The 26,486-nt window shown below is 41.1% G+C and carries 24 protein-coding genes; 10 read left to right on the forward strand and 14 right to left on the reverse strand.

Features of this window, described 5'->3' with window-relative positions:
* Window positions 1-212: 212 nt before the first annotated feature.
* Complete coding sequence (locus tag FTU71_RS01840; protein WP_179991074.1) at window positions 213-1,034, reverse strand: PhzF family phenazine biosynthesis protein; 822 nt, start codon at window positions 1,032-1,034, stop codon at window positions 213-215.
* Window positions 1,035-1,414: 380 nt separating this feature from the next.
* Here FTU71_RS01840 and FTU71_RS01845 point away from each other — a divergent pair, with 380 nt between their 5' ends.
* From FTU71_RS01845 to FTU71_RS01855, 3 genes are all read left to right on the forward strand, one after another.
* On the forward strand, window positions 1,415-1,699 hold the full coding sequence (locus FTU71_RS01845) for a type II toxin-antitoxin system Phd/YefM family antitoxin (RefSeq protein ID WP_154320647.1): 285 nt from the start codon (window positions 1,415-1,417) through the stop codon (window positions 1,697-1,699).
* The gene (locus FTU71_RS01850; RefSeq protein ID WP_154320646.1) at window positions 1,653-1,919 is read left to right on the forward strand and encodes a type II toxin-antitoxin system RelE/ParE family toxin; all 267 of its coding nucleotides are present in this window, start codon (window positions 1,653-1,655) and stop codon (window positions 1,917-1,919) included. The genes FTU71_RS01845 and FTU71_RS01850 overlap by 47 nt, the downstream gene beginning before the upstream one ends.
* Before the next feature lie 258 nt (window positions 1,920-2,177).
* Complete coding sequence (locus FTU71_RS01855; RefSeq protein ID WP_179991064.1) at window positions 2,178-2,963, forward strand: rRNA large subunit pseudouridine synthase E; 786 nt, start codon at window positions 2,178-2,180, stop codon at window positions 2,961-2,963.
* A gap of 95 nt (window positions 2,964-3,058) precedes the next feature.
* Here FTU71_RS01855 and FTU71_RS01860 read toward each other — a convergent pair whose 3' ends face one another.
* Window positions 3,059-4,762, reverse strand: a complete 1,704-nt coding sequence (locus tag FTU71_RS01860; RefSeq protein ID WP_180005701.1) for a M61 family metallopeptidase — start codon at window positions 4,760-4,762, stop codon at window positions 3,059-3,061.
* Between the two features lie 204 nt (window positions 4,763-4,966).
* On the opposite strand from FTU71_RS01860, the gene FTU71_RS01865 reads away from it, so the two are divergent.
* From FTU71_RS01865 to FTU71_RS01875, 3 genes are all read left to right on the forward strand, one after another.
* Entirely contained in the window at window positions 4,967-6,277 is a 1,311-nt protein-coding gene (locus FTU71_RS01865; RefSeq protein WP_180005702.1) for a D-alanyl-D-alanine carboxypeptidase family protein, read from the forward strand.
* Window positions 6,278-6,559: 282 nt separating this feature from the next.
* Window positions 6,560-7,042 (forward strand): peptidylprolyl isomerase, encoded by a 483-nt coding sequence (gene slyD, locus FTU71_RS01870; RefSeq protein WP_096901865.1) that lies wholly within the window; start codon window positions 6,560-6,562, stop codon window positions 7,040-7,042.
* Window positions 7,043-7,296: 254 nt separating this feature from the next.
* Complete coding sequence (locus tag FTU71_RS01875) at window positions 7,297-8,739, forward strand: deoxyribodipyrimidine photo-lyase (protein ID WP_180111214.1); 1,443 nt, start codon at window positions 7,297-7,299, stop codon at window positions 8,737-8,739.
* Between the two features lie 82 nt (window positions 8,740-8,821).
* On the opposite strand, the gene yaaA is transcribed toward FTU71_RS01875, so the two are convergent.
* From yaaA to FTU71_RS01905, 6 genes are all read right to left on the reverse strand, one after another.
* Window positions 8,822-9,601, reverse strand: a complete 780-nt coding sequence (gene yaaA, locus FTU71_RS01880; RefSeq protein WP_180111216.1) for a peroxide stress protein YaaA — start codon at window positions 9,599-9,601, stop codon at window positions 8,822-8,824.
* 423 nt (window positions 9,602-10,024) lie between these two features.
* Window positions 10,025-10,390, reverse strand: coding sequence for a hypothetical protein (locus FTU71_RS01885; RefSeq protein ID WP_004972981.1), 366 nt, complete (start codon window positions 10,388-10,390; stop codon window positions 10,025-10,027).
* Between the two features lie 135 nt (window positions 10,391-10,525).
* On the reverse strand, window positions 10,526-12,772 hold the full coding sequence (locus FTU71_RS01890) for a bifunctional prephenate dehydrogenase/3-phosphoshikimate 1-carboxyvinyltransferase (protein ID WP_179993730.1): 2,247 nt from the start codon (window positions 12,770-12,772) through the stop codon (window positions 10,526-10,528).
* 3 nt (window positions 12,773-12,775) lie between these two features.
* The gene (hisC, locus tag FTU71_RS01895) at window positions 12,776-13,867 is read right to left on the reverse strand and encodes a histidinol-phosphate transaminase (protein ID WP_004972978.1); all 1,092 of its coding nucleotides are present in this window, start codon (window positions 13,865-13,867) and stop codon (window positions 12,776-12,778) included.
* A gap of 73 nt (window positions 13,868-13,940) precedes the next feature.
* Window positions 13,941-15,050 (reverse strand): prephenate dehydratase, encoded by a 1,110-nt coding sequence (gene pheA / locus FTU71_RS01900; RefSeq protein ID WP_004972976.1) that lies wholly within the window; start codon window positions 15,048-15,050, stop codon window positions 13,941-13,943.
* Window positions 15,051-15,401: 351 nt separating this feature from the next.
* Window positions 15,402-16,544: an acyl-CoA dehydrogenase family protein gene (locus FTU71_RS01905; protein ID WP_179988816.1), complete on the reverse strand. Its 1,143-nt coding sequence runs from the start codon at window positions 16,542-16,544 to the stop codon at window positions 15,402-15,404.
* Window positions 16,545-17,046: 502 nt separating this feature from the next.
* On the opposite strand from FTU71_RS01905, the gene FTU71_RS01910 reads away from it, so the two are divergent.
* Window positions 17,047-18,057 carry a glycosyl transferase family protein gene (locus FTU71_RS01910; protein ID WP_180111218.1) on the forward strand — a complete coding sequence of 337 codons (1,011 nt, stop codon included), beginning with the start codon at window positions 17,047-17,049 and terminating at the stop codon, window positions 18,055-18,057.
* A gap of 84 nt (window positions 18,058-18,141) precedes the next feature.
* Here the strand turns inward: FTU71_RS01910 and FTU71_RS01915 are convergent, their stop codons facing one another.
* A complete protein-coding gene (locus FTU71_RS01915) occupies window positions 18,142-18,411 on the reverse strand; it encodes a YeaC family protein (RefSeq protein WP_004972971.1) in 270 nt (89 codons plus the stop codon).
* Window positions 18,411-19,328 carry an NAD(+) kinase gene (locus FTU71_RS01920; protein WP_207973958.1) on the reverse strand — a complete coding sequence of 306 codons (918 nt, stop codon included), beginning with the start codon at window positions 19,326-19,328 and terminating at the stop codon, window positions 18,411-18,413. The genes FTU71_RS01915 and FTU71_RS01920 overlap by 1 nt, the downstream gene beginning before the upstream one ends.
* A gap of 179 nt (window positions 19,329-19,507) precedes the next feature.
* Here FTU71_RS01920 and mrcB point away from each other — a divergent pair, with 179 nt between their 5' ends.
* Both mrcB and FTU71_RS01930 read left to right on the forward strand, forming a co-directional pair.
* Entirely contained in the window at window positions 19,508-21,901 is a 2,394-nt protein-coding gene (gene mrcB, locus FTU71_RS01925; RefSeq protein ID WP_180111220.1) for a penicillin-binding protein 1B, read from the forward strand.
* Window positions 21,902-21,973: 72 nt separating this feature from the next.
* Complete coding sequence (locus tag FTU71_RS01930; protein ID WP_096901888.1) at window positions 21,974-22,492, forward strand: hypothetical protein; 519 nt, start codon at window positions 21,974-21,976, stop codon at window positions 22,490-22,492.
* A 74-nt stretch (window positions 22,493-22,566) separates the two neighbouring features.
* On the opposite strand, the gene FTU71_RS01935 is transcribed toward FTU71_RS01930, so the two are convergent.
* On the reverse strand, window positions 22,567-23,466 hold the full coding sequence (locus FTU71_RS01935) for an NUDIX domain-containing protein (protein ID WP_179990675.1): 900 nt from the start codon (window positions 23,464-23,466) through the stop codon (window positions 22,567-22,569).
* Between the two features lie 138 nt (window positions 23,467-23,604).
* Here FTU71_RS01935 and hemP point away from each other — a divergent pair, with 138 nt between their 5' ends.
* Window positions 23,605-23,775, forward strand: a complete 171-nt coding sequence (gene hemP, locus FTU71_RS01940) for a hemin uptake protein HemP (protein WP_004972965.1) — start codon at window positions 23,605-23,607, stop codon at window positions 23,773-23,775.
* A 111-nt stretch (window positions 23,776-23,886) separates the two neighbouring features.
* Here hemP and FTU71_RS01945 read toward each other — a convergent pair whose 3' ends face one another.
* The 3 genes from FTU71_RS01945 to FTU71_RS01955 all read right to left on the reverse strand — a co-directional run bounded on the left by FTU71_RS01945 (window position 23,887) and on the right by FTU71_RS01955 (window position 26,416).
* Window positions 23,887-25,236: a HAMP domain-containing sensor histidine kinase gene (locus FTU71_RS01945; RefSeq protein WP_004972962.1), complete on the reverse strand. Its 1,350-nt coding sequence runs from the start codon at window positions 25,234-25,236 to the stop codon at window positions 23,887-23,889.
* A gap of 17 nt (window positions 25,237-25,253) precedes the next feature.
* A complete protein-coding gene (locus FTU71_RS01950) occupies window positions 25,254-25,916 on the reverse strand; it encodes a response regulator transcription factor (protein ID WP_004972960.1) in 663 nt (220 codons plus the stop codon).
* Window positions 25,917-26,059: 143 nt separating this feature from the next.
* Complete coding sequence (locus FTU71_RS01955) at window positions 26,060-26,416, reverse strand: NirD/YgiW/YdeI family stress tolerance protein (protein WP_179988821.1); 357 nt, start codon at window positions 26,414-26,416, stop codon at window positions 26,060-26,062.
* Window positions 26,417-26,486 lie beyond the last annotated feature (70 nt).

Consider the following 26,486-nt stretch of genomic DNA (forward strand, 5'->3'; position numbering starts at 1 on the left):
TGACAATTTTCAACTTGAGCGCAAACAGCATAACAAGCTGCAATTAAACCCACAGTAAATATTTGCAAATGATGTAAGTTAAAACCAAGAAAAAAATCCAGCAGACTTCTCTCATCTCAGCTTCATCTCCAAAATAAAGTAAAATGAAAACTCAATTTTGACCCTGCATTTGAACATTTTTAAATGGATGAAAGGTCTAATGCTGTGCATGTTTAAATCATGATTTCGCCCTGCAAATATAACTGCGCATAACCTGAAATTTCGATGCGATCATTAGGCAAAATCTTGCAATACAGTACGCCACCTCGGGCAGAAGCCTGATATGCCACAAGTTCGGTTTGCTGTAATTTTTCTGCCCATAGCGGTGCAATTGCAGTATGAATTGAACCTGTAACAGGATCTTCTGCAATGCCCATGGCTGGTGCAAAATAACGCGATACGCAGTCATACTGTGTATTTGCAGAGACAGTAATCGCAACATCAACACTCGACTGTGCCGTAATGGCTGTGCGCAACTGTCCCAATTGTTTTAATAATTCAAGGTTGGGCTGTTCATCTAACACATCTTGTACCGATTCATATTCCACAATATAGGCTTGCGCATTGATATAGACGTTTTTAAATGGTTTAGTCAAAGCTTGGCGTAAAATATCGGGATAATCTTCAACTTGTTGGGCAGCACGAATTGGGAAATTCATGCAAATTTTGCCATCTTGCTGTTGCTGAACTGTAAAAATCCCCAATTTTTTCACATGAAATTGAATTGTCTTTGTCTCGGTATAATCCTTAAATAAAACAAAGCCGCTGGCAAGTGTCGCATGTCCACAAAAATCGACTTCTGTTGTGGGTGTAAACCAGCGAATTTCAAAGTTTTCCGCATCTATCATTTTGACAAAAGCGGTTTCAGACAGATTATTTTCCAATGCGATATTTTGCATTAAATCATCGGCTAACCATGTTTTACTAACAAGTACGGCAGCAGGATTGCCTTTAAATAATTCATGGCTAAAAGCATCGACTTGGTAAATTTTCATTAATGAACTCATGATCCTAAAAATATATACACTTATTTCATCTTAAGTTCTTTTCACTATAAGTGCCTAGCCAATTTCTATACTTTCAATCTGCCTAGTAGTTTGATTTTGGATTAATTCGGCATAAAGCGAGCTGTAATATCTAGTAAGTATGTTATTGGCTGTGATGCCAAGTTTGTAAAAGCTGCCTTCTTTATTCCAATATTTGATTAAGTAGAAGATTGCTTGTCCAGCATTTAATACGGCTTAATCGAGGAAAGACGGTCATTTGTATTCATTAGCTTTCATTTCGTAATAGCATCTTTATAGACCTATTAACAGGACTTGCATCAGGTCTTTAAATTGATTATATTGTCTGTACATATTGTGGAGTGATGCTAATGAACAACATTATTCACAGTCGATTTGTCGCTAGTGTTTCGAAGCTTAAAGAAAACCCAATGAAAGTCGTCAATGAAGGATTTGGTGAAGCTGTCGCTATTCTGAATAGAAATACCCCTGCTTTTTACTGTGTTCCTGCTGAGTTATATGAAGAAATGATGGACTTAATTGAAGATCGAGAGCTTATAAAACTGGCTGAACAAGTTGATACTACAGAAACAGTAAAGGTATCTATTAATGACCTACGAGCTAGAGTTCGCAGACGCAGCTCTGAAGAAGTTTGATAAACTAAATCCACAAATTGCTGAACAATTTATTAAAAAGTTGGAAGCAATCTTAGATTTTCCCAAGATACCTAAAAATAAGTTACGTGGATCTTCTGATCTTTATAAACTAAAGCTTAAATCTGCAGGATATAGATTGGTGTACCAAGTTATTGACGATAGGGTTCTTGTATTAGTCCTAGATGTTGATCGGCGAGATACTGTCTATAAAAATATGTAAGCTAGATTAGCCCTCAATTTCAGATTGTAGGGCTTTTTAGCGCTTAGCTTTCTAGTTTTTAATCGTTGTGATACTGCTGCTCATTTTGGCAAGCACACCAAAAAAATATTTATCAATAAGCAATACTTTCCCCCATTCTTATCGCATAATAGAGCCATCTCAAACGCACTGTATTTGCGATTTAATTGGAAATCGCCCGTTTTTCCTTTTAAATACTCTCAATTTTCCCAATTTATTGAATTTAAAGAAGCATTTCTTATGAAAATCGTCATCTTAAATAAACCATATGACGTTCTCTCTCAATTCCGTGAAGATGAAAAACATCTCACCATGTCGGCTTTTGTTGATGATCCAGACTTACGTTTAGCTGGTCGTTTAGATATGGATTCGGAAGGCTTGGTGTTCTTGACTGATCATGGCGGCTTGAATCAGTTTATTACCAATCCAGCCAATAAAAAATACAAAACCTATTTGGTTCAAGTCGATGGTGATGTCACTGAAGATGCCTTGGCACAATTGCGTAAAGGCGTGGAACTGAAAGATGGCATGACTTTGCCTGCGCAAGCGTATAAAGTCGATGAGCCTGAATGGTTGTGGGAGCGTGATCCTCCTGTACGTTTCCGTGCTTCTGTACCTACTTCGTGGATTCAAATTTCAATTTGTGAAGGTCGCAACCGCCAAGTGCGTCGTATGACGGCTGCGGTTGGTTTTCCAACTTTGCGTTTAATCCGCACCAAAATTGGTTCGATTGACTTGGTACAGTTGGGTTTACAACCCGGTGAAACTAAAGAAATCGAACCGTTGTTGTATCCTGATTTTAAAGATGTGCCTGCTGCTGAACCGTATCGCTCGCGTTCTTATGTGAAAAAACCTGGTGGTACGGGTGGCAAGCCAATCCATCAAAAGAAAAATAAAGATGGCACTACCAAGAAAAAATCAGGTACGCCACGTATTTGGCAAATGGAAGAAAGTGAGAAACCTCGTCGTAAGACCAATGGTACTACACGCCCTAATACCAAAAGCCGTGGACGTCGGGCACGTTAATGAGTTGGTGAGTCAAAACTCAACTTGTTCAAGATACAAAAATGGATGCCGAAGCATCCATTTTTTTATAGCTGAACTTTAAATTAAACTTTAACTCAGCCTTTTAACCACTGTTCTACTTTTGCCTGATCTGTAACGCTTAATGCCACTTCTGGCAATTCAATCTGCGCAGCATTCAGTTCAAAAGTCATCAACTCATCACGGCGAAATGCATGAACAGTATAAGCTGCATCCTGTTTGGCATATTGCTCAAGTGATTTTACAGATGCCTTTAAGCCATCAATCGCAACAATCACATCAAGCGCAGAAAGTCCTGCTTTTGCCGCAGCACCTTCACGATGGGCAGCTTGTACCAACACCCCTTCAGGTTTATCTGCCAATTTTAAACCAAACGGCAAAGACTTATCCTGTTTTAGCTGATAATCAACGCCAAATTCAGGCAATAACTGATCGAGCGGCAATTCATCAGTCGTGTTAATTAAATGATGGATTTGCTCCGACCAATCATCTCCTGTCAATTCTTTACATAATTCAAAGATAGTGCGCTCATGCACTTGAATGCCCTGTTGCGCATTAGCGTACAATTTCTGCATTAAGGCATCTAAGCTTGAACCACGTAAACGCAAGCCCAAATCTAAACATAAAGCCACCAAACAGCCTTTGTTATAGTAGCTGGTTCCTGCATTGTTCGAGTTTTCATCTTGACGATAGAACTTAACCCAAGCATCAAAACTAGATTCTGCTACCGTTTGAATCGCACGACCCGGATTTTGCAAATAACGATCAATTTGTGCTTTGAGCAACTCCAAATAAGCCGCCTGATCAATTACACCACTACGCAGCAATAACAAATCATCGTAATAAGACGTAAAGCCTTCAAAAATCCATAACAGCGATGTATAACCTTCCTGATTCAGATCATAATTCACAAAGCTTTCAGGACGAATGAATTTCACCAACCAACTATGAAAATACTCATGGCTGCACAGACCTAAAAAGCGCTGATAATCTTTAGAAGGTTGTTCAGGTTCGTTAGCTTTCGGCAAATCATCACGAGGTGTAATTAAACTGGTACTGTTTGGATGCTCTAAACCGCCATAGCTATTGCCTGTTGCCATGGTCATAAAGGTATAGTTTTCAAATGGCGCAGAACCAAACATGGTAATTTGTGTAGCACAAATTTTTTCAATATCTTGCTGCATACGCGCAGCGTTCATTGCATGTTTGCCCGAAACCACAAATTCGTGTGGAATATCTGCTGCGGTAAAACTAAAACGGGTTTGTTCTGCCAATTCAAACGGTGCATCAATCAGTTCGGCATAGTTTTTGGCTTTTAAGGTATAACGCCCTTTCACCAAACTTTTTGCTGCCAAACCTGTCGCAAGCTGAAAATGCTTCAGCTCGTCTGGTAAAAATAATTCAACTTCAATAGCTTTATCTTCTTGCCCATCTAAGCCCAAACAGGCACAGGCAGGATTGACGTATAAACGGGTTTGATCGACATAAGCGCCACGCACTGACAAATCATAAGCGTAGACATCATATTCCACCGTAATCAATTCATGATCGATATTAAATAAGCGCCATTTATTCTTTTCAAATTTCTGAATTTTAAGGATACGCCCCGCTTCATCATAAGCACGTACCGACTCAAGATGTTTGGAAAATTCACGAATTAAATAGCTGCCTGGAATCCAAGTGGGTAGAGATAAAACCTGAGTAGGATTAGCCAAAAAACGCACGGTGACATGAATAAGATGCTGACGATAATCGTCAAATTCGATTTGATAATGCAACATAATGGGCAATACAAAATGTATAAATAAGAACTTGGCAACAAGCTTAACATTTTTTTAGCAATTGATGCGTCAAGATGAGATTTGTCTGCATTTATGGGTAGCCATCTGAGCAAAAAAGGCATAGCATTCCCTAGTCAATTGTTATTGTTTTTGCTGCTTAAAACCATTGTGACACCAATGGATTGGTGTAAATAAGGAACTTCTTTGAAACGTGTTATCTATCTGATTGCGGCGCTCTGCTGGCTCTGCAGCGCAATCACGCATGCCGCATTATTGAATATTCAAGCTGAAAGTGTCGAAGCCGAAGCATGGGCAATTTTAGACCCACAATCTGGGCAAGTGATTGCAGAACACAATAGTCACGTACAACGTGCACCTGCTTCACTCACTAAAATGATGGTGGCCTATATTGTGCTGAAAGATATTCAGGCAGGTAAATTAGACCGACATGAAATTTTGACCGCAACACCTGTGGTAGAACAAGTGATGTGGGATGAATCACAAATGTATCTAAAAGCAGGTGAGCAGATTTCGGTAGATCAATTATTGGCAGGCTTAATTATTATGTCTGCTAACGATGCTGCACTCACTTTAGGTGAACGTGTTGCAGGTGGTGTGCCGCAGTTTATTGCCCGAATGAATCAGGAAGCGCAAGCTTTGGGTATGCAAGACACACATTTTCAGAATCCGTCTGGTGTGACCATGCCAAACCATTATTCTTCTGCGGCAGATATGGCACGTTTAGCACAAGCGATTGTGACTGAAACACCCGATTATTTGGCTTATTCAAAACAGACCAGTTTTACCTATAATCAGCACTTTCACCGTGCGACCAATATTTTATTAAAACAAGACCCAAGTGTAGATGGATTAAAAACAGGCTTCACCAAAGCTGCAGGCTACAACCTTGCCCTAACCGCAAACCGCCCAACACTGGACAGTGATGCACCTGAACGTCGTTTGGTGGTGGTGGTGATGGGAACCAAGAGTGCGCAAAAACGCGCTGAGGTGGCACATCAATTATTAAATTTAGCCTATAGCTATACCCGTAATGAAGTCGCGATTAAACCCAAACAAATGATTGCAGAATTGCCTGTGGTGAAATCGACTTTACGCATGTTTAAGATTGAAAGCAGTCAGCCAAAGTTTGTAACGACATCACTGTATGAACAGCCACATGCAATTAACTTGGCGCAGTTTGATCAAAGCACTCAACGTCTACAACTTACGAATGCACAAGGTGGATTAGAAACACTTGAACCTGCACAGCGTACACAAACGCATGTCAATATTGAGTTGTCTGAAAAGTTACTGACTGCGCCATTGGCACAGGTCATGAAACTGGCAACCGTACACGTTTATCAAAATAATCAATTGATTAATAGCTTTGCGATTGAAGAACAAGTCAACATTGTTGAAGCCAATATTTTTGAAAGAATTATGATGTGGTTTGGCAGTTTGTTTAATTTCTTTAGCCATCAACCTGTAGAAGATGAGCAAACTTCACTTGGTTAGAAGCCGATGATCCTCAAGATTTAACGATCACCAAGATGGGCAATGTCCCATCTTTTTTATTGTCATCTACACATCATACAAAGGGGTTAAAATGAGCCTGCAATAAAATCTGCAAATTTATATGTATGACGCATAAATTTGCATTGAAATTATAAAAATTGCCCCGATTAACTAAAAAATGTCATAAAAACTCGGAAAAGTGAAGAATTTGCAGAAATGTCTATAACAAATTCCACGTTTCACTTTATGATGTACCCTTAAAAAATTGAATGGATCAATAACATGACTGCTATTGCAAATGACCTCGTGGTTTCTTTCCACTACACATTGACTAACGCAGAGGGTGAAACTCTCGACAAATCTCAAGGTGAACCACTTGCCTATTTGCATGGTGCAGGTAATATCATCCCTGGTTTAGAAAAAGCGTTAGAAGGTAAAACAGTAGGTGAAAAATTTACTGTAAACGTACCTGCAGCTGAAGGTTATGGCGAATACAACCCAGACTTAGTACAAGAAGTTCCTGCACAAATGTTCCAAGGTGTAGACAACATCCAAGCAGGCATGCAATTCCAAGCGCAAACTGATGATGGCGTTCAAATCGTAACTGTAAAAGCAGTTGAAGGCGACAACGTAATTGTTGATGCAAACTTCCCACTTGCTGGTCAAGATTTAACGTTTGAAGTTGAAATCATTGAAATCCGTGAAGCTTCTCAAGAAGAATTAGATCACGGTCACGTACACGGTGCGGGTGGTCATCACCACTAAGATCAGTATTGATCGAAGCAAAAGGCAAAGTATTTTTACTTTGCCTTTTTTGTTTGTCATTCTAAAATTCAGGATAAGCACATGACTGAAAGATCCTTTCAGGCAGACTATTGCGGAAAGATCATTACAGGAAAAATCAACACAGCACATTGTCGTTTTATTGGACAATTAAACCCTTCGCATTTAAGACAATTTTACCCAGTCATGCTTATAATGAAGTCACCTTTCTAGCGCTCACATCAAGCATTCTTCCCATGCAAAACTATAATTTAGTTTGGTTCCGACAAGATTTAAGAATTTCAGATCACACCGCACTTTGGCATGCTAACCAAGCAGGAGCTTGTATTGGCGTGGTGATTCTTTCGCCTCAGCAATATCGTTTACATCACGATGCGCCCATTAAAATTGACTTTTACTTGCGTCAATTAAATGCACTAAAAGACGAACTCGCACAACTCAATATCCCACTGATTGTTCAAATTACACCATCTTGGGCTGACATTGCACAAACACTGCTCCAACTATGCCAAACATTGAAGGACTCTCATCCGATTCAAAATATTTATGCCAATATTGAATTGGGAGTGAATGAGCTAAAACGTGATCTTGAAGTTCAACAAACCTTGAACCAACACGGTCAGGATTTGGTTTTGTACCATGACCGCACGCTTTTTCCTGTGGGTACGGTGCGCAATCAGAGCATGAAACCGTATCAGGTATTCAGCGCATTTAAAAAGTATGCCTATCAACAGTTGAATGTCAGTATTCCGCGTTGCTTTCCTCTGCCGCAACCACAACTACCCATCCAACTTCCTAAACAATATCTCTCTACAGTGCCAAGTTTAGAACACTTAGGTTTCGACCCGCTTCCAACGGCACAACAAAACTTATGGGCAGTCACGGAACAACATGCACATCACTTGTTGGATGATTTTACACGTGAAAAAATGCACGATTATCAGCAACAGCGTGATTTTCCTGCGTTGTCTGGTACCAGCCAATTATCTGCGTATTTAAACTGTGGCATTCTCTCCATTCGGCAATGTCTGGCTGCGGTTTTTGCTCATTCACAAGGGCATTTTCATCTCGAAAATGTAGGACAACAAACTTGGTTAGATGAATTACTTTGGCGTGAGTTTTATCAACATATTTTGTTTGATTATTCCAAAGTTTCCAAGCACCGTCCTTTTAAAGATCAGACCACACAAGTGGCGTGGCGCAATGATTCTGCTGGTTTAGCAGCATGGCAGCAAGGAAAAACAGGCATCCCCATTGTGGATGCAGGCATGCAACAACTTTTGCAAACGGGCTGGATGCATAATCGAGTCAGAATGATTTGCGCAATGTTTCTGTGCAAAAACCTGTTAATTGACTGGCGCTTGGGCGAACAGTGGTTTATGCAACATTTAATTGATGGTGATTTGGCTGCCAATAACGGTGGCTGGCAATGGTGTGCCTCGACTGGTACAGATGCAGTGCCCTATTTTAGGATTTTCAACCCTGTGAGCCAATCACAAAAGTTTGACCCCAATGGTGATTATATTCGCACATGGCTACCTAAACTGGCTCATTTAGATGCCAAAAATATTCATGAACCATATGCGAAAAATCCAAATCTAAAACTGGATTATCCGCATCCAATTGTAGATTTAAAACTTAGCCGATTACGTGCCATAGAAGCCTTTAAACAGCTTTAAGAGTACAAACAGGAGATTGGTCAGTCTCGCCCCCATCTGCCATAGGTTAGCATGATGGGAGATTCAACGATTAAACCGACAGTTAGGCGGCTTGCTCGTCACGTTTAAAGACCAATTCGCCTTTTAAAGAACTGTCTGCATCGAAATAATAACCTTCACTATTGAATGCTTTTAAGTCTTCTGCGCGTTCTAATTTATTCTCGATGATATAACGTGCCATCAAACCACGGGCTTTTTTGGCATAAAAACTGATGACTTTATATTTACCATTTTTCTGATCTAAAAATACAGGTTTAATAATTTCAGCCTGAATTTTCGCTTCCTGCACCGACTTATAATATTCATCGGAAGCTAGATTAACTAATAATGCCGACTGGTTATGTTTTAAATCTTGGTTAATTAAATTGGTGATGATATCGCCCCAGAAACGATACAAATTTTCACCGCGCGCATTATGCAACTTAGTGCCCATTTCCAAACGATACGGCATCATTAAATCTAAAGGACGCAATAAGCCATATAAGCCAGAAAGCATACGCAGGTGTTGTTGAGCAAACTCAATATCTGCAGCAGACAAACTATAAGCATCTAAGCCTGTGTACACATCACCTTTAAAAGCAAACATGGCCTGACGTGCATTGGCAAGATCAAACTCTGCTTGCCAGTCACGAAAACGCTCGACATTCAAAGTGGCAATTTTTTCACTGACACTCATTAAACTGGCAATTTCTGTAGCAGAAAGTTTACGTGCTACATCAATTAACTCTTGTGAATGTTGAAGTAATCTAGGTTGAGTATATTCATCGCTTGGTAATGCAGTTTCATAATCTAAAGTCTTGGCTGGAGAAATTAAAGCGAGCATAAACCACCTAAATAAAAAATACTGCGCTCACTATAGCAGCAGCTTTCAACAAACTCCAATGCGCGTTTTTGTTTACCCTTATGGGAAAACACGTTCAGTACGTGTTTCCTTACGATGATCGATTAGATCAATCCAACGTGGAGGATGAGGTGCTTTTATTTTAGTGCATGCTTTTAAAAACATTGGTTCTCTCTAATCAGTTGAGGTTTTTTTCAGTACTTACAACTTTTCTCTAGGCAATAAAAAACCCACTTAACTCTCCCAAATTAAGCGGGTTAAATAAAAACTATTTTGTTGTATTGTTCTTGCTGCTTAATATACGGTTGTGATGTGTCATTTAGATGACACATCAATTAAAAAACGAATGATTTTGATTTAAAAATCATGTATAGATTTTAAACATCCAACACATATCGTCCTAGTTTAACCTTTCCACTCAAATTCACTAAAAGATTGGTCTTCTTTCAGAGTATTTTCTACCGCTTGCGCCAATTGATTTAATAAACTTTGCTCTGTAATCCGTTCTAGCCAGTCTTGTTCTTCATTGGGGTATGAAGTAATTTCACAAACAAGATGTCCATCTTCACCACGGCTTTGACAGTTCACAGCCAAAGGCAGCGCATGTTGATCTACACTTACAGCGACTTGTGCACCACTCTGCGGCAACGTTTGAAAGCCATAGTGAGATAAGTTTTGTGAAAGTAAATTCGCCACATAATTCTGTGCCAAAGTGCAATCTTGTAACTCTTGTTTATTTTCACAATTCGCCATAAATTTTAATTTGCGCATGCTCGAACCCAAAGGCTTTTTTCTTGTATGGGTTTAGCATAAGCAATAAAACGCAAACAGCCAAGCAAAAGCTTGGCTGTTTCAGCATAAAGTCTAGGCTTTGCGATTTGTCATCGCAGCCCGTATCGTTTTGGCTTATTCTGTCACTTGAATATTCAGACCTGCCACACCTGCAAGCTCAGTAAAGGTAGGGAAACTTGTTGCTACTGTTTCTGTACCTACAATTTTAATTTCACCAGAAGTACGCAAGCCTGCCATAGAGAAACTCATGGCGATACGATGGTCATGATGTGATTCAATCTCGCCGCCTGTAAATATCGCTGACCAGTCGCCTGCTTTGCCTTTACCCTGAATGATGATGCCATCGTCAGTGGGTGTGCAGTCAATGCCCATGGTTTTTAAACCATCTGCCATCACTTGAATACGGTCTGATTCTTTTACGCGCAATTCTGCAGCACCTGTCAGTACAGTTTGACCTTCAGCACAAGCTGCAGCAATGAACAATGCAGGAAATTCATCAATCGCCAATGGCACTTGATCTTCAGGAACATGAATCCCTTTTAAAGTACGTGAACCACGAATACGAATATCTGCAATTGGTTCACCGCCTGCAATACGTTCATTTTCCACGCTCAGGTCTGCACCCATTTGTTTCAGAATTTCAATCACACCTGTACGGGTTGGGTTAATGCCCACCGCTTCTAAGGTTACATCTGAATTTTCTGTAATGGCTGCACCCACCATGAAGAATGCCGCAGATGAAATATCAGAAGGTACTTGAATATCTGTACCCACCAATTTACCGCCGCCTTGCAATGAAATACGGTTACCTTCAGTTTTCACTTCATAACCAAATGCTCGTAACATACGTTCGGTATGGTCACGCGTTGGTTCAGGCTCAGTCACTGAAGTTTCACCTTCTGCCCAAAGCCCTGCCAATAAAATACCAGATTTCACCTGTGCAGATGCCATTGGCAAATCATAGTGAATACCTTTCAGCGCTTGCGCACCTGTAATCGATACTGGCGGTGTGCCACGTTCACCCGTCGTTTGAATTTGTGCACCCATTTCACGCAATGGTTTAGCAATACGTTCCATTGGACGCTTGGTCAGTGACGCATCACCTGTCATAACAGAATCAAACTGCTGTGCAGACAACATGCCTGCCAACAAACGCATAGATGTGCCTGAGTTACCCATATAAATTGGGCCTGCAGGTGCTTTTAAACCTTGCATACCTACGCCATAAATGGTGACCTCACCATTTTTAGGGCCTTCAATGCTCACACCCATATCACGGAATGCCTGCAAAGTCGCCAATGCATCCTCACCTTCAAGGAAACCTGTCACATGCGTAGTGCCTTCGGCAATTGCACCAAACATAATGGAACGATGTGACACAGATTTGTCACCCGGTACGGTAAATTTACCTTGGAAAGTCTTAGCACCCGGCAAAATCGTAAATTGTTGTGTCACGTTATTGTTCTCCATAAAAGGTTTCTTGGCGAGCATATGATTAAAATGCTGTCGTGCCGCTTGTGCATGTCCAAGCAAGCCCATTAAAGCATGCGAGTCTTCTTGTTCAATCAGTTGGCGAATAATCGCGAGTTGACTTTCAAAGCCATCCACCGCTTTTAACAATGCAGTTTTATTGGCAAAGAAAATGTCATGCCACATTTGTGGATCGCTAGCAGCAATACGTGAGAAGTCACGAAAGCCACCCGCAGCATAGCGGAAAATGTCTAAATTATCTTCCCGATTTGCCAATTGTTCGACTAAATTAAAGGCCATTAAATGTGGAAGATGACTGGTATATGCCAATACCTCATCATGTTTTTCCACATCCATGCAAATTACTTCGGCTTTGGCGCTTTCCCACATTTGAATCAGTTTATTGACTGCCCACGGCGCACTGCTTGGTAATGGTGTCAAAATGACTTTGTGATTGGCAAATAAATCAACCTTGCCTGCATGCACGCCTGTATGCTCTGCCCCAGCAATTGGATGCCCGGGTACAAAACCTGCAGGTAAATGTTCTCCAAAAACCGCTTTGGCTGCAGCCACGACACTGCCTTTGGTGCTGCCTACATCGGTCAGAATTACATTATCTGCCAAATGTGGCTGAATTAATCGCAAGACTTTTTCTGTGGCTTGCACAGGTAGCGCCAACACCACTAAATCTGCGCCTTGTACCGCATCTACAGGATTGTTAAAGCCTTGTTCAATTAATCCTAATTCCAAAGCATCTTGCAGCGTTTTTTCAGAACGGGTCGATGCCACAATATGCCGACTTAAGTTTTCTGCCAGCATTACACGTGCCAAACTCGAGCCTATTAGCCCGAGTCCGATAAATGCAACTTTTTCAAACAATGGTTGCGCCATGTTTTATGCCTTTGCTTCCTTGCCCAATACTTTGGCTAATGCACGCAGGAACTTGGCATTTTCTGCTTCTGTGCCAATTGAAACACGTAAATGGGTCGTAATACCCACAGGACGTACAATTACACCTTCTTTCAATAAGGCATTAAAAGTTTGACCCGGATCGGCTTCTACATCTACCAAAATAAAGTTAGCACGTGAAGGCACATAATTCAGACCCAATGCTTTAAAGCCTGCTTCCAATTGCGCCATGCCTGCTTTGTTGGCAATACGTGATTTTTCGATAAAATCTTCGTCTTTTAATGCCGCAACCGCAGCCACCATTGCCAAGTGATTGACGTTAAATGGTTGACGAATACGGTTTAAATAATCGGTCACTTCTGCAGAAGCTAAAGCAAAACCAACGCGCAGCGCCGCCAAACCATAGCACTTAGATAAAGTACGGCTCACGATTAAGTTTGGATATTGCTCAAGGAATTTAAGGCTATTGAAGTTCTCTGGAAAATATTCCACATAGGCTTCATCTAATACCACAATCACCCGTGCAGGAACTTTTTGCATAAAGGCTTCAAATTCAGCCTCTTCAAACCATGTGCCTGTTGGGTTATTTGGGTTGGCAATAAAGATTAACTTGGTGTTGTCTTGAATTGCTGCCGCCATAGCATCCAAGTCATGTGAAAAACCTTTGGCAGGCACTTCAATCGCTTGAGCATTAATCGCTTGCGTTACCAAAGCATATACTGCAAAGGCATGTTGGCTGTACAACACTGAATCTTGATCTGAAACGAATGCGCGAGCAAACATTTCTAGCAAATCGTTTGAACCATTACCCAAAGTAATACGGTCATGCGCAAAGCCAAATTGTTTTTGAATTTGGTCTTTTAAAATAAAACCACCACCATCTGGATAGCGACCAATTTCAGCAATTTCTGCTGCAACGGCTTCTTTGACTTTGTCTGAACAGCCCAATGGGTTTTCATTTGAAGCAAGTTTGACGATATCTGTAATCCCCAACTCACGCTCAAGTTCACTGATTGGTTTACCTGGTTGATAAGGCTTTAACTTCGAGATGCCTTCATTGGCTGGGACAAACGACATTTTACACTTCCAGTTGACTAGGTGGTGAATGTGGCGCGCATGACAAACATGCACACCACTGAATTAAATACGATTACAACACGGCAGCAGGATAAGAACCCAAGACACGAATTTCTTTCACCAATGGACGGATTTCTTCAATCGCTGCACGGACATTGTCTTGCTCGACATGCCCTTCTAGGTCAATGAAGAATACATAGGCCCATTTTTCAGGCAAGGCAGGACGTGTTTCAATACTGGTCAAGCTAATATTATGCTTCGCAAATGGCGCAAGAATCTCAAGCAACGCCCCTGCGCGGTCATGTGCAGACACCAACAATGAAGTTTTGTCATTGCCACTAGGTGGAACTTTCTCACGACCAATCACCAAGAAACGTGTGGTATTTTCTGGGTTATCTTCGATATTGCTATGTAAAATTTCAAGTTCGTAAATATTGGCCGCAATTTCAGAAGCAATTGCAGCAGAATGCCATTCATTACGAATACGGCGTGCTGCTTCTGCATTGGAGCTGAGTGCTACACGCTCTACACCCGGATAATGTACATCTAACCATTTACGGCATTGTGCCAAAGTTTGCTGATGCGCATAAATTTGTTTAATGCTGTCTTTACGAGTGTTTTCTGACACAAGGAATTGGTGATGAATACGCAATTCTACTTCACCAATCACATTTAATGGCGATGATTTAAAGCAATCTAAAGTATGGTTCACCACACCTTCAGATGAGTTTTCGACAGGTACTAAACCATAGTGTGCACTGCCTGCTTCCACTTCACGGAAAACTTCATCAATAGTAGGCAAAGGACGCACAATCGCATCTTGACCAAAATGTTTAAGTACTGCGGAATGCGTATAAGTACCAATTGGCCCTAAAAACGCAATACTTTGTGGCGCTTCAAGTGCCAAACATGCCGACATAATTTCACGGAATAAACGTGCCATGGTCACATCAGACAACGGCCCTTCGTTGCGTTCCATAACATTACGTAAAACTTGCGCTTCACGTTCAGGACGGTAAAACAACGGGCTCTCTTCTGCTGCAAATTTTGCTTTCGCCACCGCTTCAGCAAGTCGTGCTCGACGGTTAATCAGCTGCTGAATCTGTTGATCTACAGAGTCAATATCTTCACGGATTTTAGCGAGATCAAGAGAAGTCGTTGTGTTCTGATCGTCTTGGATCATTGTTATGTCGCCCTTCATAAACATTTTGCAAATAGTATAACAATAGTTAGCTTTCAAATGTTGCGCAATACAACTTTCAGTGTTTCAGATTTAAAAACATACAGTTGATCAAAGCATCACCAATCTATACATTTAAGCCGCAACTTTGCACAACGTACCGCTTAAAACTGGGCAACTATGCTTTTCTTTTTTGCATCTCTAATTCTAAGCGGTGTAATTTTATTTTTAAGTGTAATTATCAATCAGCTCATTGCTTTTAAGTCTGATCAAATTCATAAAAAAAGAGCCAGCACTGGGCTGACTCTGGAGATGATCCTTGATCTTTATTCAATTGGACTTTTAGGCATTGTTTTAACGCCCCAATAAACCACGCGCGACAATTTCTTTCATAATTTCATTGGTTCCACCGTAAATTCGCTGGATTCGCGCATCGACAAAGAAACGAGAAATCGGGTATTCCGTCATATAGCCATAACCGCCAAACAGTTGCAGCAATTGATCGGCAATTTTCATTTGCATATCTGTCGCAAAGCTTTTTAAAGCGGCTGCAGTTTCGACGTCCAGTTTGCCCTGCATATACAATTCGACGTTTTGATTATAAAAAGCAGCGGTTGCCAATTCATCAATTTTAGCCTGTGCCAAAACAAAACGGGTATTCTGGAACTGACCAATGGCTTGTCCAAACGCCTGACGCTCTTGCACATATTGTGTGGTCACATCAATTGAACCACGAATAGCACCCAATGCTGTGGCTGCAATCGCGGTACGTTCACGTGGCAATTCTTGTATTAAATAGGCAAAACCATGCCCTGCCTGTCCCAACAGTTGGTTTTTCGGCACTTTGACATTGTCGAAGAATAGCTCTGACGTATCTTGTGAATGCAAACCAATTTTTTCCAAATTGGTGCCTTTTTTAAAGCCTTCCAAGTGAGTATCGACCAACATGAGCGACACGCCTTTGGCACGTGCTTGCGGATCAGTTTTTACTGCCAAAACCACCAAGTCTGCATGCTGACCATTGGAAATAAAGGTTTTAGAGCCATTCAGTACATAATGATCTTCTTGCAAAATGGCATTAGTACGCATGGCTTGTAAGTCTGAACCCGCACCTGGCTCAGTCATGCCAATTGCACCAACTACTTCACCCGACACCATTTTAGGTAGCCAGTATTGTTTTTGTTCTTCTGTACCAATATGCAAAATGTACGGCGCAGCAATTTCAGAGTGACAGGAAATACCTGTAGAGAGTGCGCTATAACCTGCACGTGCCGACTCTTCGACCAACATTAGGGAATAATGCGTTGGAACACCATAGCCGCCATATTCTTCAGGCACATCAATACATAAAAAACCATTTTCACCTAACAGATTCCACACGCTGCGCGGCATGATGCCCTCACGTTCCCACGCAGCATAATGCGGTGCAATATGCTCCTGCATAAAACGTCGAAAGTTATCTCTAAATAATTCTAAATCAGCATCATAAGCCAGCATATCCAATCCTTTATTTTTCAATTGTTGTTTTCAACAGTATCCATGCTATGCATTTTTATGCAGGCTGTCATGTGTTATCCCTACAGATTGTCTTACTTTACAGTCAAACTTTAGTCGTCATTTCAGATGTGCAAACGAAGCTTGTATAAGCTGAAGCTATGAATAGTGCTGCAAACTGTTGCCGAAGTTTATACACTAGTATACTAGGGTCTGTTGACAATTCGTCTATGTTTGCGGCAACGCATATTTTTTAGCTGATATAAGGCATGGGACAGGAAATTTAGTCATTCTAAATGACTGGCACATAACGCAATAGCAGCAAAAATATGCTCGCCCTGAAAGGCTGTGGCTAAAACTTTCTCAGATTGCGTTATGAAGCTTAGCAATAGACCCACTATTCCCTGCGCTTCATGCCTGATCTGCTCAGTTTTAGCCTACAGCGCAAGCCATTTATGAAATGTCATCAGACCCTAATTTAAATTGATGTCGTGTGAACTCGCTTATGCCAAATACAAACCCCAATAAAAGAAATATTTATAAAGATGTAGAACATCCATTTGCACAATTTATTCGAATTATTGGCAAAGGCAAAACAGGCGCACGTTCACTGACCTATGATGAAGCCTATCAAGCTTTTTCTATGATTTTGCGCAATGAAGTCTTGGACGTTCAATTAGGCGCTTTTTTAATACTGCTGCGTGTGAAGGAAGAATCTGTAGAGGAGTTGGCAGGTTTTGTGCAAGCCACCCGTGATCAACTGCAATTTAAACCGCTTCAGGTCGATTTAGACTGGTCATCTTATGCAGGTAAACGCAGACATTATCCGTGGTTTTTATTGGCAGCGCTGACTTTAGCAAAACATAACTATAAAGTGGTGATGCATGGTGCTTCTGGGCATACCATCAACCGTTTATATACCGAACAAGCACTGCAATATTTAGATTATCCAATTTGCCAAAATGACCTAGACGTTGAACAGCAATTGGCACAGCGTAATTTTGCTTACTTACCATTGGATGTTATTTCACCGATTTTGAGTGAGTTGATTAATTTACGCAATGTGATGGGTTTACGTTCACCCATTCATACCCTTGCCCGTTTAATCAACCCTTTTAATGCCAAAGCCACCATGCAGGCGATTTTTCACCCTGCCTATCGCAGTTCACATCAACAAGCCGCATTTCAGCTGGGTTATCAAAACAGTGCAGTGATTAAAGGCGAAGGTGGCGAGTTTGAACGCAACCCCGATGCCAAAACTTTAATTTGTGGCATCAAAAATGGCGCTTTATATGAACACGAACTGCCTAAACTGACCGATAACCGCAGCCCTATAGAAGAAGAACTGGATTTGGCAGTATTTAAAGCCGTCTGGCTAGATCAGCAAACTCATGAGTATGGTGAAGTCGCCATTACCGAAACCATAGGTATCGCTTTATATACCATGGGCGTTTGTGATGATTATGCTGTAGCGATGCAAAACGCACAGCAGCTTTGGCAAAATCGTCACAACTAAAACGTCATTGAAAATACAAAAAAAGACACCCATCTCAGGTGTCTTTTTTATCTTTCAATTTTCATGAAAGCAGTTTTGCATCATTTAAACAAAACGAATCGGTTTAAATTCTTCATGCTTGTGATGATCGTCATCACACTGCTCGCCTTCTTCTTTAGTGCCACGGTCAATATAGCCACTACGCTCAGTTTCAGGCAGGTTTTTCATTTCCCACGCATACACTGCTTGCATACAAATTTGACGTTGCTCTTGGGTCAGCGCAACACCATTAGGCCACTTGCCAATTTCAATTGCCGTTTTTAAACGTCCAACAATTTCAGGATCGAGTACGGCAAGCATTTGTTCAATATTCATCATTCATCCTGCTGTTGCATTGATTCAAAATCTTGATTCCACCCTAACTTAGTACGACAAGCCATATAGAAGTCATAACCTGGTGGATGTAATAAATTTAATTTATAAGGATGTTTGCGGATATGCAAACTATCTCCGACATTTAATGAAACACTATGTTGACCGTCAGCACTAACCATCGGCAACACACGGTTTTCACGAATATTGATTTTAATTTCGCTGTGTCCACCCACCACAATTGGGCGTGAAGACAAGGTATGTGGATGCATAGGCACCAATGCAATTGCATCCATGCTCGGATGTACAATTGGGCCACCACCCGACAAAGCATAAGCCGTTGAACCTGTTGGGGTCGAAACGATTAAACCATCACTGTGCTGACGATAGACATATTGCCCATCAATATTCAGTTCAAAGTCAATCATGTGAACCGACTTACCCGAATGTAGCACCACATCATTCAAGGCAATCGCTTCATAAATGATTTCACCTTTAGAGCGCACTTCCATTTCCAATAAAAAACGACGGTCTGACTGAAAATGCCCTTGCAAAACCTGATCAAGTTTAAAGATTACTTCTGTCGGTTTAATATCGGTTAAAAAGCCTAAACGCCCGCGGTTCACACCAATTACAGGGGTATTGTATTTAACCAAAGCGCGTGCTGCATGCAGCAATGAACCATCCCCCCCCACCACAATCACCAAATCGACCACTTCGCCTAATAAAGCACGGCTGACTGTTTGGGTGTTGTTATAAGGTACAAGTTGAGCAGTGTCAGAATCAAAAACGGGATGCAAACCCAATCCTAAAATATGGTCGTGAATCAGACATAATGTTTCTACGACAGAATATTTGTCTGGACGGCCAATCAGTCCAATGTTCCGAAAGTTCTTATGTGAAATTTGCACCTGCGATATCGCTCCGCTACGATTCGACGCCTATCATAGCACTAACCTAGTTGATTTAAAAAAACTTTAAAACTACATTTCTGCTCAATTTTATGACGATATTTTCCCTTCAGTCACAGATTAATTATTGCAAATTCAGTAAAAGCTTCGCATGATTAGCAAAATTTATCAGGATCTTATCGCGATTTATGAAGTCTGAGCGTGGCATAGGCATAATTGCATTACTATTTTGCATCATCGTTATTGGTGGATTTATTGCATTTAGTATCTACTTGATTCGTCTGGATAATATTGTCAGAGACAAATTTGAAGGACAGCGTTGGGATATTCCAGCCAAGGTTTTTGCACGCCCATTAGAAGTGTATAACAATGCACCTGTCAGCCAGACCGACTTTACTCAAGAACTAAAACTGCTTGGCTATAAAAATACAGATAATTACGCTAAATCAGGCAGTTATGTCAGCGATGGTAATACTTTATTTGTGCATACCCGTGGTTTTGACTTTGGCGATAGTGTTGAACCTGAACAGGTTTTAAAAGTCAGCTTTGCCAATAATCAAATTAGTGAGGTGAGTGCCACCAAGCCTTCTAATACAGGCATTGCACGTTTAGAACCGATGTTGATTGGCGGAATCTATCCGCAGCACAATGAAGATCGAGTGCTGATTAAACTGAATAAAGTGCCTAAACCACTCATTGAAGCTCTTATTGCCACCGAAGATCGTAATTTCTATCAACACCACGGCGTTTCAATTCGTGGTACTGCACGTGCCATTGTCAGCAACGTCACGGGTGGCAAACGTCAGGGTGGTTCTACCCTTACGCAGCAATTGGTGAAAAACTTTTATTTAAGCCCAGAGCGCACTTTAAAACGTAAAGCCAATGAAGCACTCATGGCTATGCTGATTGAGTTGCATTACAGCAAAGATGAAATTTTAGAAGCCTATTTAAATGAAGTGAATTTAGGTCAAAATGGTAACTATTCTATTAATGGTTATGGTCTGGCTTCACAGTTTTATTTTGGTATGCCATTGCGTGAGCTAAACATTTCACAACAAGCCTTTTTGGTCGGTTTGGTACAAGGTCCATCATTATATAATCCTTGGCGCAACCCTGAAGCTGCCAAAAAACGTCGTGACATTGTACTAAACAATATGTTGGTGATGGGTTATTTAAACCAAGAACAATATGAAAAAGAAACTGCGCGTCCCTTAAATGTCATTACAAAACCGACCATTGGCCCTGCCCGTTTCCCTGACTTTTTAGATATTGTCCGCCGTCAATTACGTACTGAATATCAAGAAGGAGATTTGACCAATCAGGGTTTGCGTATCTTCACGACGCTTGATCCGATTGCACAAACCAACGTACAAAATGCTTTTAAAGCATCGGTTGAGCGTTTAAGCAAAGCCAATCCAAAGCGTTTAAAAGAATTACAAGGCGCGGTGCTAATTTCTCATCCTGAAAATGGCGAGTTAGTGGCAGCGGTAGGTTCTACGCAAGATTTTACGGGTTTTAACCGTGCCTTGGATGCCAAACGTCAAGTTGGCTCACTGCTCAAACCAATTATTTATTTAAGTGCGATTGAGTCTGGTCGATATAACTGGGCAAGTCCTGTAGAAGACAGCCAAATCAGCATCCCAATTGATGGTAAATCTTGGACACCACGTAATTATAGCGGCAGCGATCATGGGATTGTGTCTATGTCACAAGCCCTATCTCAGTCTTATAACCTATCTGCAGTTCGTTTGGGACAGGAGTTTGGATTATCTACCTTCCGTAATCACCTCATTAAATTTGGTGTACCAAGTGATGCGGTTCCGCAATATCCATCTATTTTCTTGGGTGCGGTAGATTTATCACCAATGCAAGTGATGGACATTTACGGTAACTTTGCCACAGGTGGTTTTAAATATCCGACCAAAGCGATTCGCACCGTAGTCGATGCCAATGGACGTTTACTGGATCGTTATGGTTTAACCGTACAACAAACTATTGATCCTTCTGCCGCCTATATTTTGAATTATGGCTTACAGCAAGTGATGAGTTCTGGTACAGGTCGTTCAGCTTACAATAGCTTATCGACAGATTTAAAATTGGCAGGTAAATCAGGTACAACCAATGATACTCGTGATTCATGGTTTGCGGGCTATTCAGGCAATTATTTAGCCGTTGTATGGCTTGGTTTGGATGATAACAAAGTCACAGGCTTAACAGGCTCGTCTGGTGCTTTGCCTGTCTGGAGTAATGTGATGCAGCAATTGCGTCAAAAACCTGTCAACTTACGTCAGACTGAACAAATTCAATGGCATTGGATTGACCGCAGTTCTGGGCATTTATCTGCACAAGGCTGTGAAGGTGCGATGTATATTCCAGTGAATCGTAATAATGTACCACGTCAGGCAACCGCATGTGGTTTTTCACACTATCAAGTTGAACCCGTTTACCAACCCGATACTGAAACTCAACAAGCAGCTCCTGAAACCAGTGACAGTATCGAAAATTATATCCGTGAAACTGAACCTGTATCAGATGACAATACCGATGGTCGTGTCATCTCAAGCGGCAGTTATATCAATTAAACTTGAGGATATCGATTGGTTACGCTTATGAAATTATCACGTTTAAGACAGGTTTTTTTCACCACATTCGCTATGGGTGCGATGGCAACGATTGTAGCTTGCCAGAGTTTACCTGAACCGCCTGCTCCTCAGCCTGTGCCTGAAAAACCTAAAACTGTGACGACACCAGAAGGTGTGGTGATTCGTCCTTATGAACGTGAAGAAATTAAGCGTCAATCGTTGCAAGTGGTGGTGCCACAACAAACCGTGCAACAAAAATTAGAGGATGGTCGTAGTTTGCCTGCTTTTCAAAAGTTGATGCAGCAAACCCAGACCGCTTATAAACAAGGTCAATTCAATCAGGCCGAAACAGCAGCTTTGCAAGCGCAGCGACTTGCCCCGCAAGCGGCTGAAACCTATTTATATTTGGCTTTAATTGCCAACCAAAAAAAGCAACCTGCCAATGCAGAAGCCTTGGCACGTCGTGGTTTAAGCTATGCACAAAGCGATGCCATGAAACGTCAATTGTGGTTAGTCATTCAAAAAGCAGCACAGCAACAAAATAATGCCAAAAGCCTTGCGCAAGCCCAACAAGCTTTGAAGGATTTGTAAGGACGATGATTTAATAAACTAAAAATCGCTGAGTGTAATTACATCAGCGATTTTTTATTTGTCAAACCAGAAATTCAAATAAAACGTACGCCTGCAATGCCATAGGCATGATGCTGCTCTGCCGTAGCAAAATCATCCTGAGTTAAGCCACCCAAAGCAAAAACAGGAATATCGACAAACTCAGCAATCTGTTGGAATTTTTCCCATCCTAAAGGTGTGGCATCATGATGCGTAGTAGTTGCTAAAACAGGGCTGAGCAAAATTGCTTCACAGCCAATTTGCTGTGCATGTTGTGCCGAAACAATGTCATGACATGCTGCAATATAACGCTGCCCGACTTTTAAATCGCCCTTTTGGAATTGCATTAGTTGCGATTGTTTCAAATGAATTGCTGCAATCGCGTGTTGCTGAATCGTATTTAATTGCTTCCACAATTCCAAATTGATAATCACTTGCCCCAGTTGCTCAATGCAATATTCTGACAATTCAACCTTGCAGGCAGCATTGGGCTCAACCCGCCAATACAGCAGTTTTTGCTTAGGCAAATTTGCTAAATGTTTTAAATCTTCACTGACTTTAATAGCCTGTTGCCACGCCAGTCGTTGCACAATTGCACGATTGGCTTGCGGAAAATTCAGCTCTAAAAGTTGCGGACGGCTAAACCATGTCCAAGGCACTTGAATATCTTTTAATAAAGCCGCAGGTACAGCAGCCTGAAAAATATGCAGATTGACAATCACATCATCATATTCATGGCAAATAATATCAAAGGCATGCCAATGCTGTATGCCAATACCAACTTCTTCAAACACCTCACGGCGGCAGGCATCTACAGGAGTTTCGCCTGCTTCCACTTTTCCACCAGGAAACTCGTGTTTATTGCCCTGATGTTGTTTGGCTTCGCGCCAACCCACTAACACTTTGTTTTGATGAAATAACAGCGCAATTGCCACATGAATATTTGGCTTGGACATGAACCCGTTTCCTTTTCTGCAATGTACGTTTAACTGCAAATTGTAGACTTTTATAAAATCAAAAATAATCCGTTGACAGGCTTATATGATAATGATTATCATTTAAAACAATTCTTACACACCACGGAGTAACTCAAAATGAACGCCCCATTTAATTTATTTTCACGTCATTCAGACACTCAGCATGCCCTACCTATGTTACATTCAAATAACTTGTTTGCGCTAGGACGCGAAATTCGTATTTTGCATGCAGGCGAAGAATATCGTTTACGCTTAACCCGTAACAATCGTCTTATTCTCACAAAATAATTAAAATAATCAACACAATAATAAACGTGGAAACAGCAGTATGAATCAGCGCATACTGCTTTTAAGTTCTGACTTGTTTAATTTTAACTTGCTTCCTAAAACCAATCATATTTACAACTGGGCTTTAGGCAACAAAATACGCACTTTTAAACCACCTTGTTCAGCACGTGAAAATTCAATTTTTCCTGCATGCAACTCTATAATTTTCTTACAAATCGACAGTCCTAAACCAGAACCTTGAGTTTTACTGCCTAAAGCACGGTAAAAGCGTTCGCCCAAACGTGCCAAAACGTCATCAGTCACTGCATGACCATTGTCGGCGATGCAAATTTCCTGCATCAATTCATGCGGTTTCGCTTCAATCCAAATACGTCCTTGAGGTGCTGCATAACGCACTGCGTTGTCAATCAAGTTGCGCAGGCAGCTAAATAGCAATTCAGGATTGCCTTGCACTTGTATCGGTTGAATATCTGACTGAATCTGAATGGCTTTTTCCTGAATAAACGGCGTCAGACTTTGTAAAACTTCCTGCACCAAGTCTGCTATAGATACCGCACTTTTATTTAACGATGCCGCATCTGTCGGGTCTAAACGTGCCAATAACAGCAAATTTTCCAATACTTGTGTACCACGACTGACATCACGCTGAATTTGCTCTAAATCTTGTGCCAACTCAGGTTGTTGTTGGTATTTACGTTTTAGCACCTGCAAACGCAATTGAATGGCAGATAAAGGAGAGCGTAATTCATGCGAAGCATCTGCTGTAAATCGCTGTTCTGCAATTAAAGACTGCTCTACTCGCCCCAACAATTTATTCAATTGCTGCAGCATGGGTTGCAGTTCTTTCAATTCAGGTTGTGTGGGGATAATTGGCGTCAAATCATGTTGATTTTTTTCTGCAATTTGTTGGGAGAGTTGCTGAATCCGCTTAAATTGACGACCAATCATAAAATGCACAATGGCCCATTGCAGCAACCACAACAGCAATAAAATAGCGGCATAACCTAAACTGGTTGCAGCAATTTCCTTGAAGCGATATTTAAGCGGCTGCGCGACAATCACATGCAAGCCATCTTCCTCTGCCACATAGCTGCGCCAAATTTGTCCATCTTGCCAGTGAAATGAAAAACCATGCTCAGATACCACGGCAAGCTGAGACAAGTGAAGCTGAGAAATGTCATGTTCATCTTCAGAGGTGGTCAAAATCAGATCATCTAATCCCAATTGATAGGCAATATGAAATTGCTCACTCAACTCATCGACCTGATTGCCTGCATGGTCACGCAAGTCTGCTCGCAGCAACATATCGGCTATTTCATCCATAATGTCATCATGCACGCGCATGGTCTGATAACTGGCAACCGCCAATAATAAAATCAGGGCGAGTCCACCCGCCAAGACCGAACTTAAAACGGAGCTTTTAACCAGTTTGGACTGTAAAGAAATGACCTGTTTAGACATGCGGAGATCAAACTGAATTAGTTATCTTGCTGCATACGATAGCCTAAACCTCGGATGGTTTTAATGCGGCTACTGCCAATTTTTTTGCGTAATTGATAAATAAACACTTCAATCGCATTACTTTCAATTTCATCGCCCCATGCATATAAAGACTCTTCGAGCTGTTCACGAGTCACCACATGCTGCGGGTTTTGCATCAGTTTATGTAAAATCTGGAATTCCTTGGCCGTTAAATTGACCTGTTGATCATCCACTTTCACTTGTTTGCTTTGCGTATCTAAAACCAAGTTGGCAAATTCAAGCTGCTGTGTCGGATGACTTTGCGCACTGCGTAACTGACTGCGTACCCGCGCCGATAGTTCTTCAAGGCTAAACGGTTTGACCAAATAATCATTGGCACCTAAATCAAGTCCCTGTACCCGATCTTGAATACTATCGCGCGCAGTAATAAAAATAACAGGTGTGTCCTGTTGCTGCTGTCGTAAAGCGTGCAGAATTTCATCACCGCTATTTTTAGGCAACCCACGGTCTAACAACACACAATCATAATGATGCTGCTGAATCGCTAAAATGGCATGATCACCACGTTCAACCCAATCGACATTATAACCATCCATTTCCAGCCAAGTTTTTATACTTTCTGCTTGCGATACATCGTCTTCAGCCAAGAGTAAGCGCATATCTTCCTCTGTTATTTATGCTTCAAAATTTTATGATTTCAAAATACTTTACATGATAAAACCACATACACCTTACAGCGTATGTGGTTTTTGAGTGAAATCAGTTTTGTGTAGCAACTAATGCTGTTTTACACAGCGTAGATTTAGAAACGAACTTGATCCACATCTATTTCAATACGTTTTGTAGGCTTGTGATCAATATCCACTTCACCAATTAAGGTAACAGGCGTTTTGGCAGAAACTGCTTTGCCATTCCATAAGTCATCATCAATATCGACCGTAATAGTGCCTGTGTTATCACGGAACTGATATTTTTCATCACCAATAGATTTCACCACATAACCTTTTAACTGCACTTTGCTGTCATCTTTCAGGCTTAAAGCTTGTTTTACAGTTACATTTTGATGTAGTGCTTGGGTGTTAATGCTGTCGTTTGCCATGGTGATTGAAGCCATTGCCATTAAACCTGCCATCAACATTGCTTTCATTGTAAATTTCATTGCTTCACCTTTTTGTGTTGCTCATTTCGTTATGGTGATTAAAACAAAGCAAGATGAGCTGAATCTTAAG

The sequence above is a fragment of the Acinetobacter sp. YH12136 genome, assembly GCF_013418545.1.
In the GTDB taxonomy this organism is placed as follows: Bacteria; Pseudomonadota; Gammaproteobacteria; order Pseudomonadales; family Moraxellaceae; genus Acinetobacter; species Acinetobacter towneri.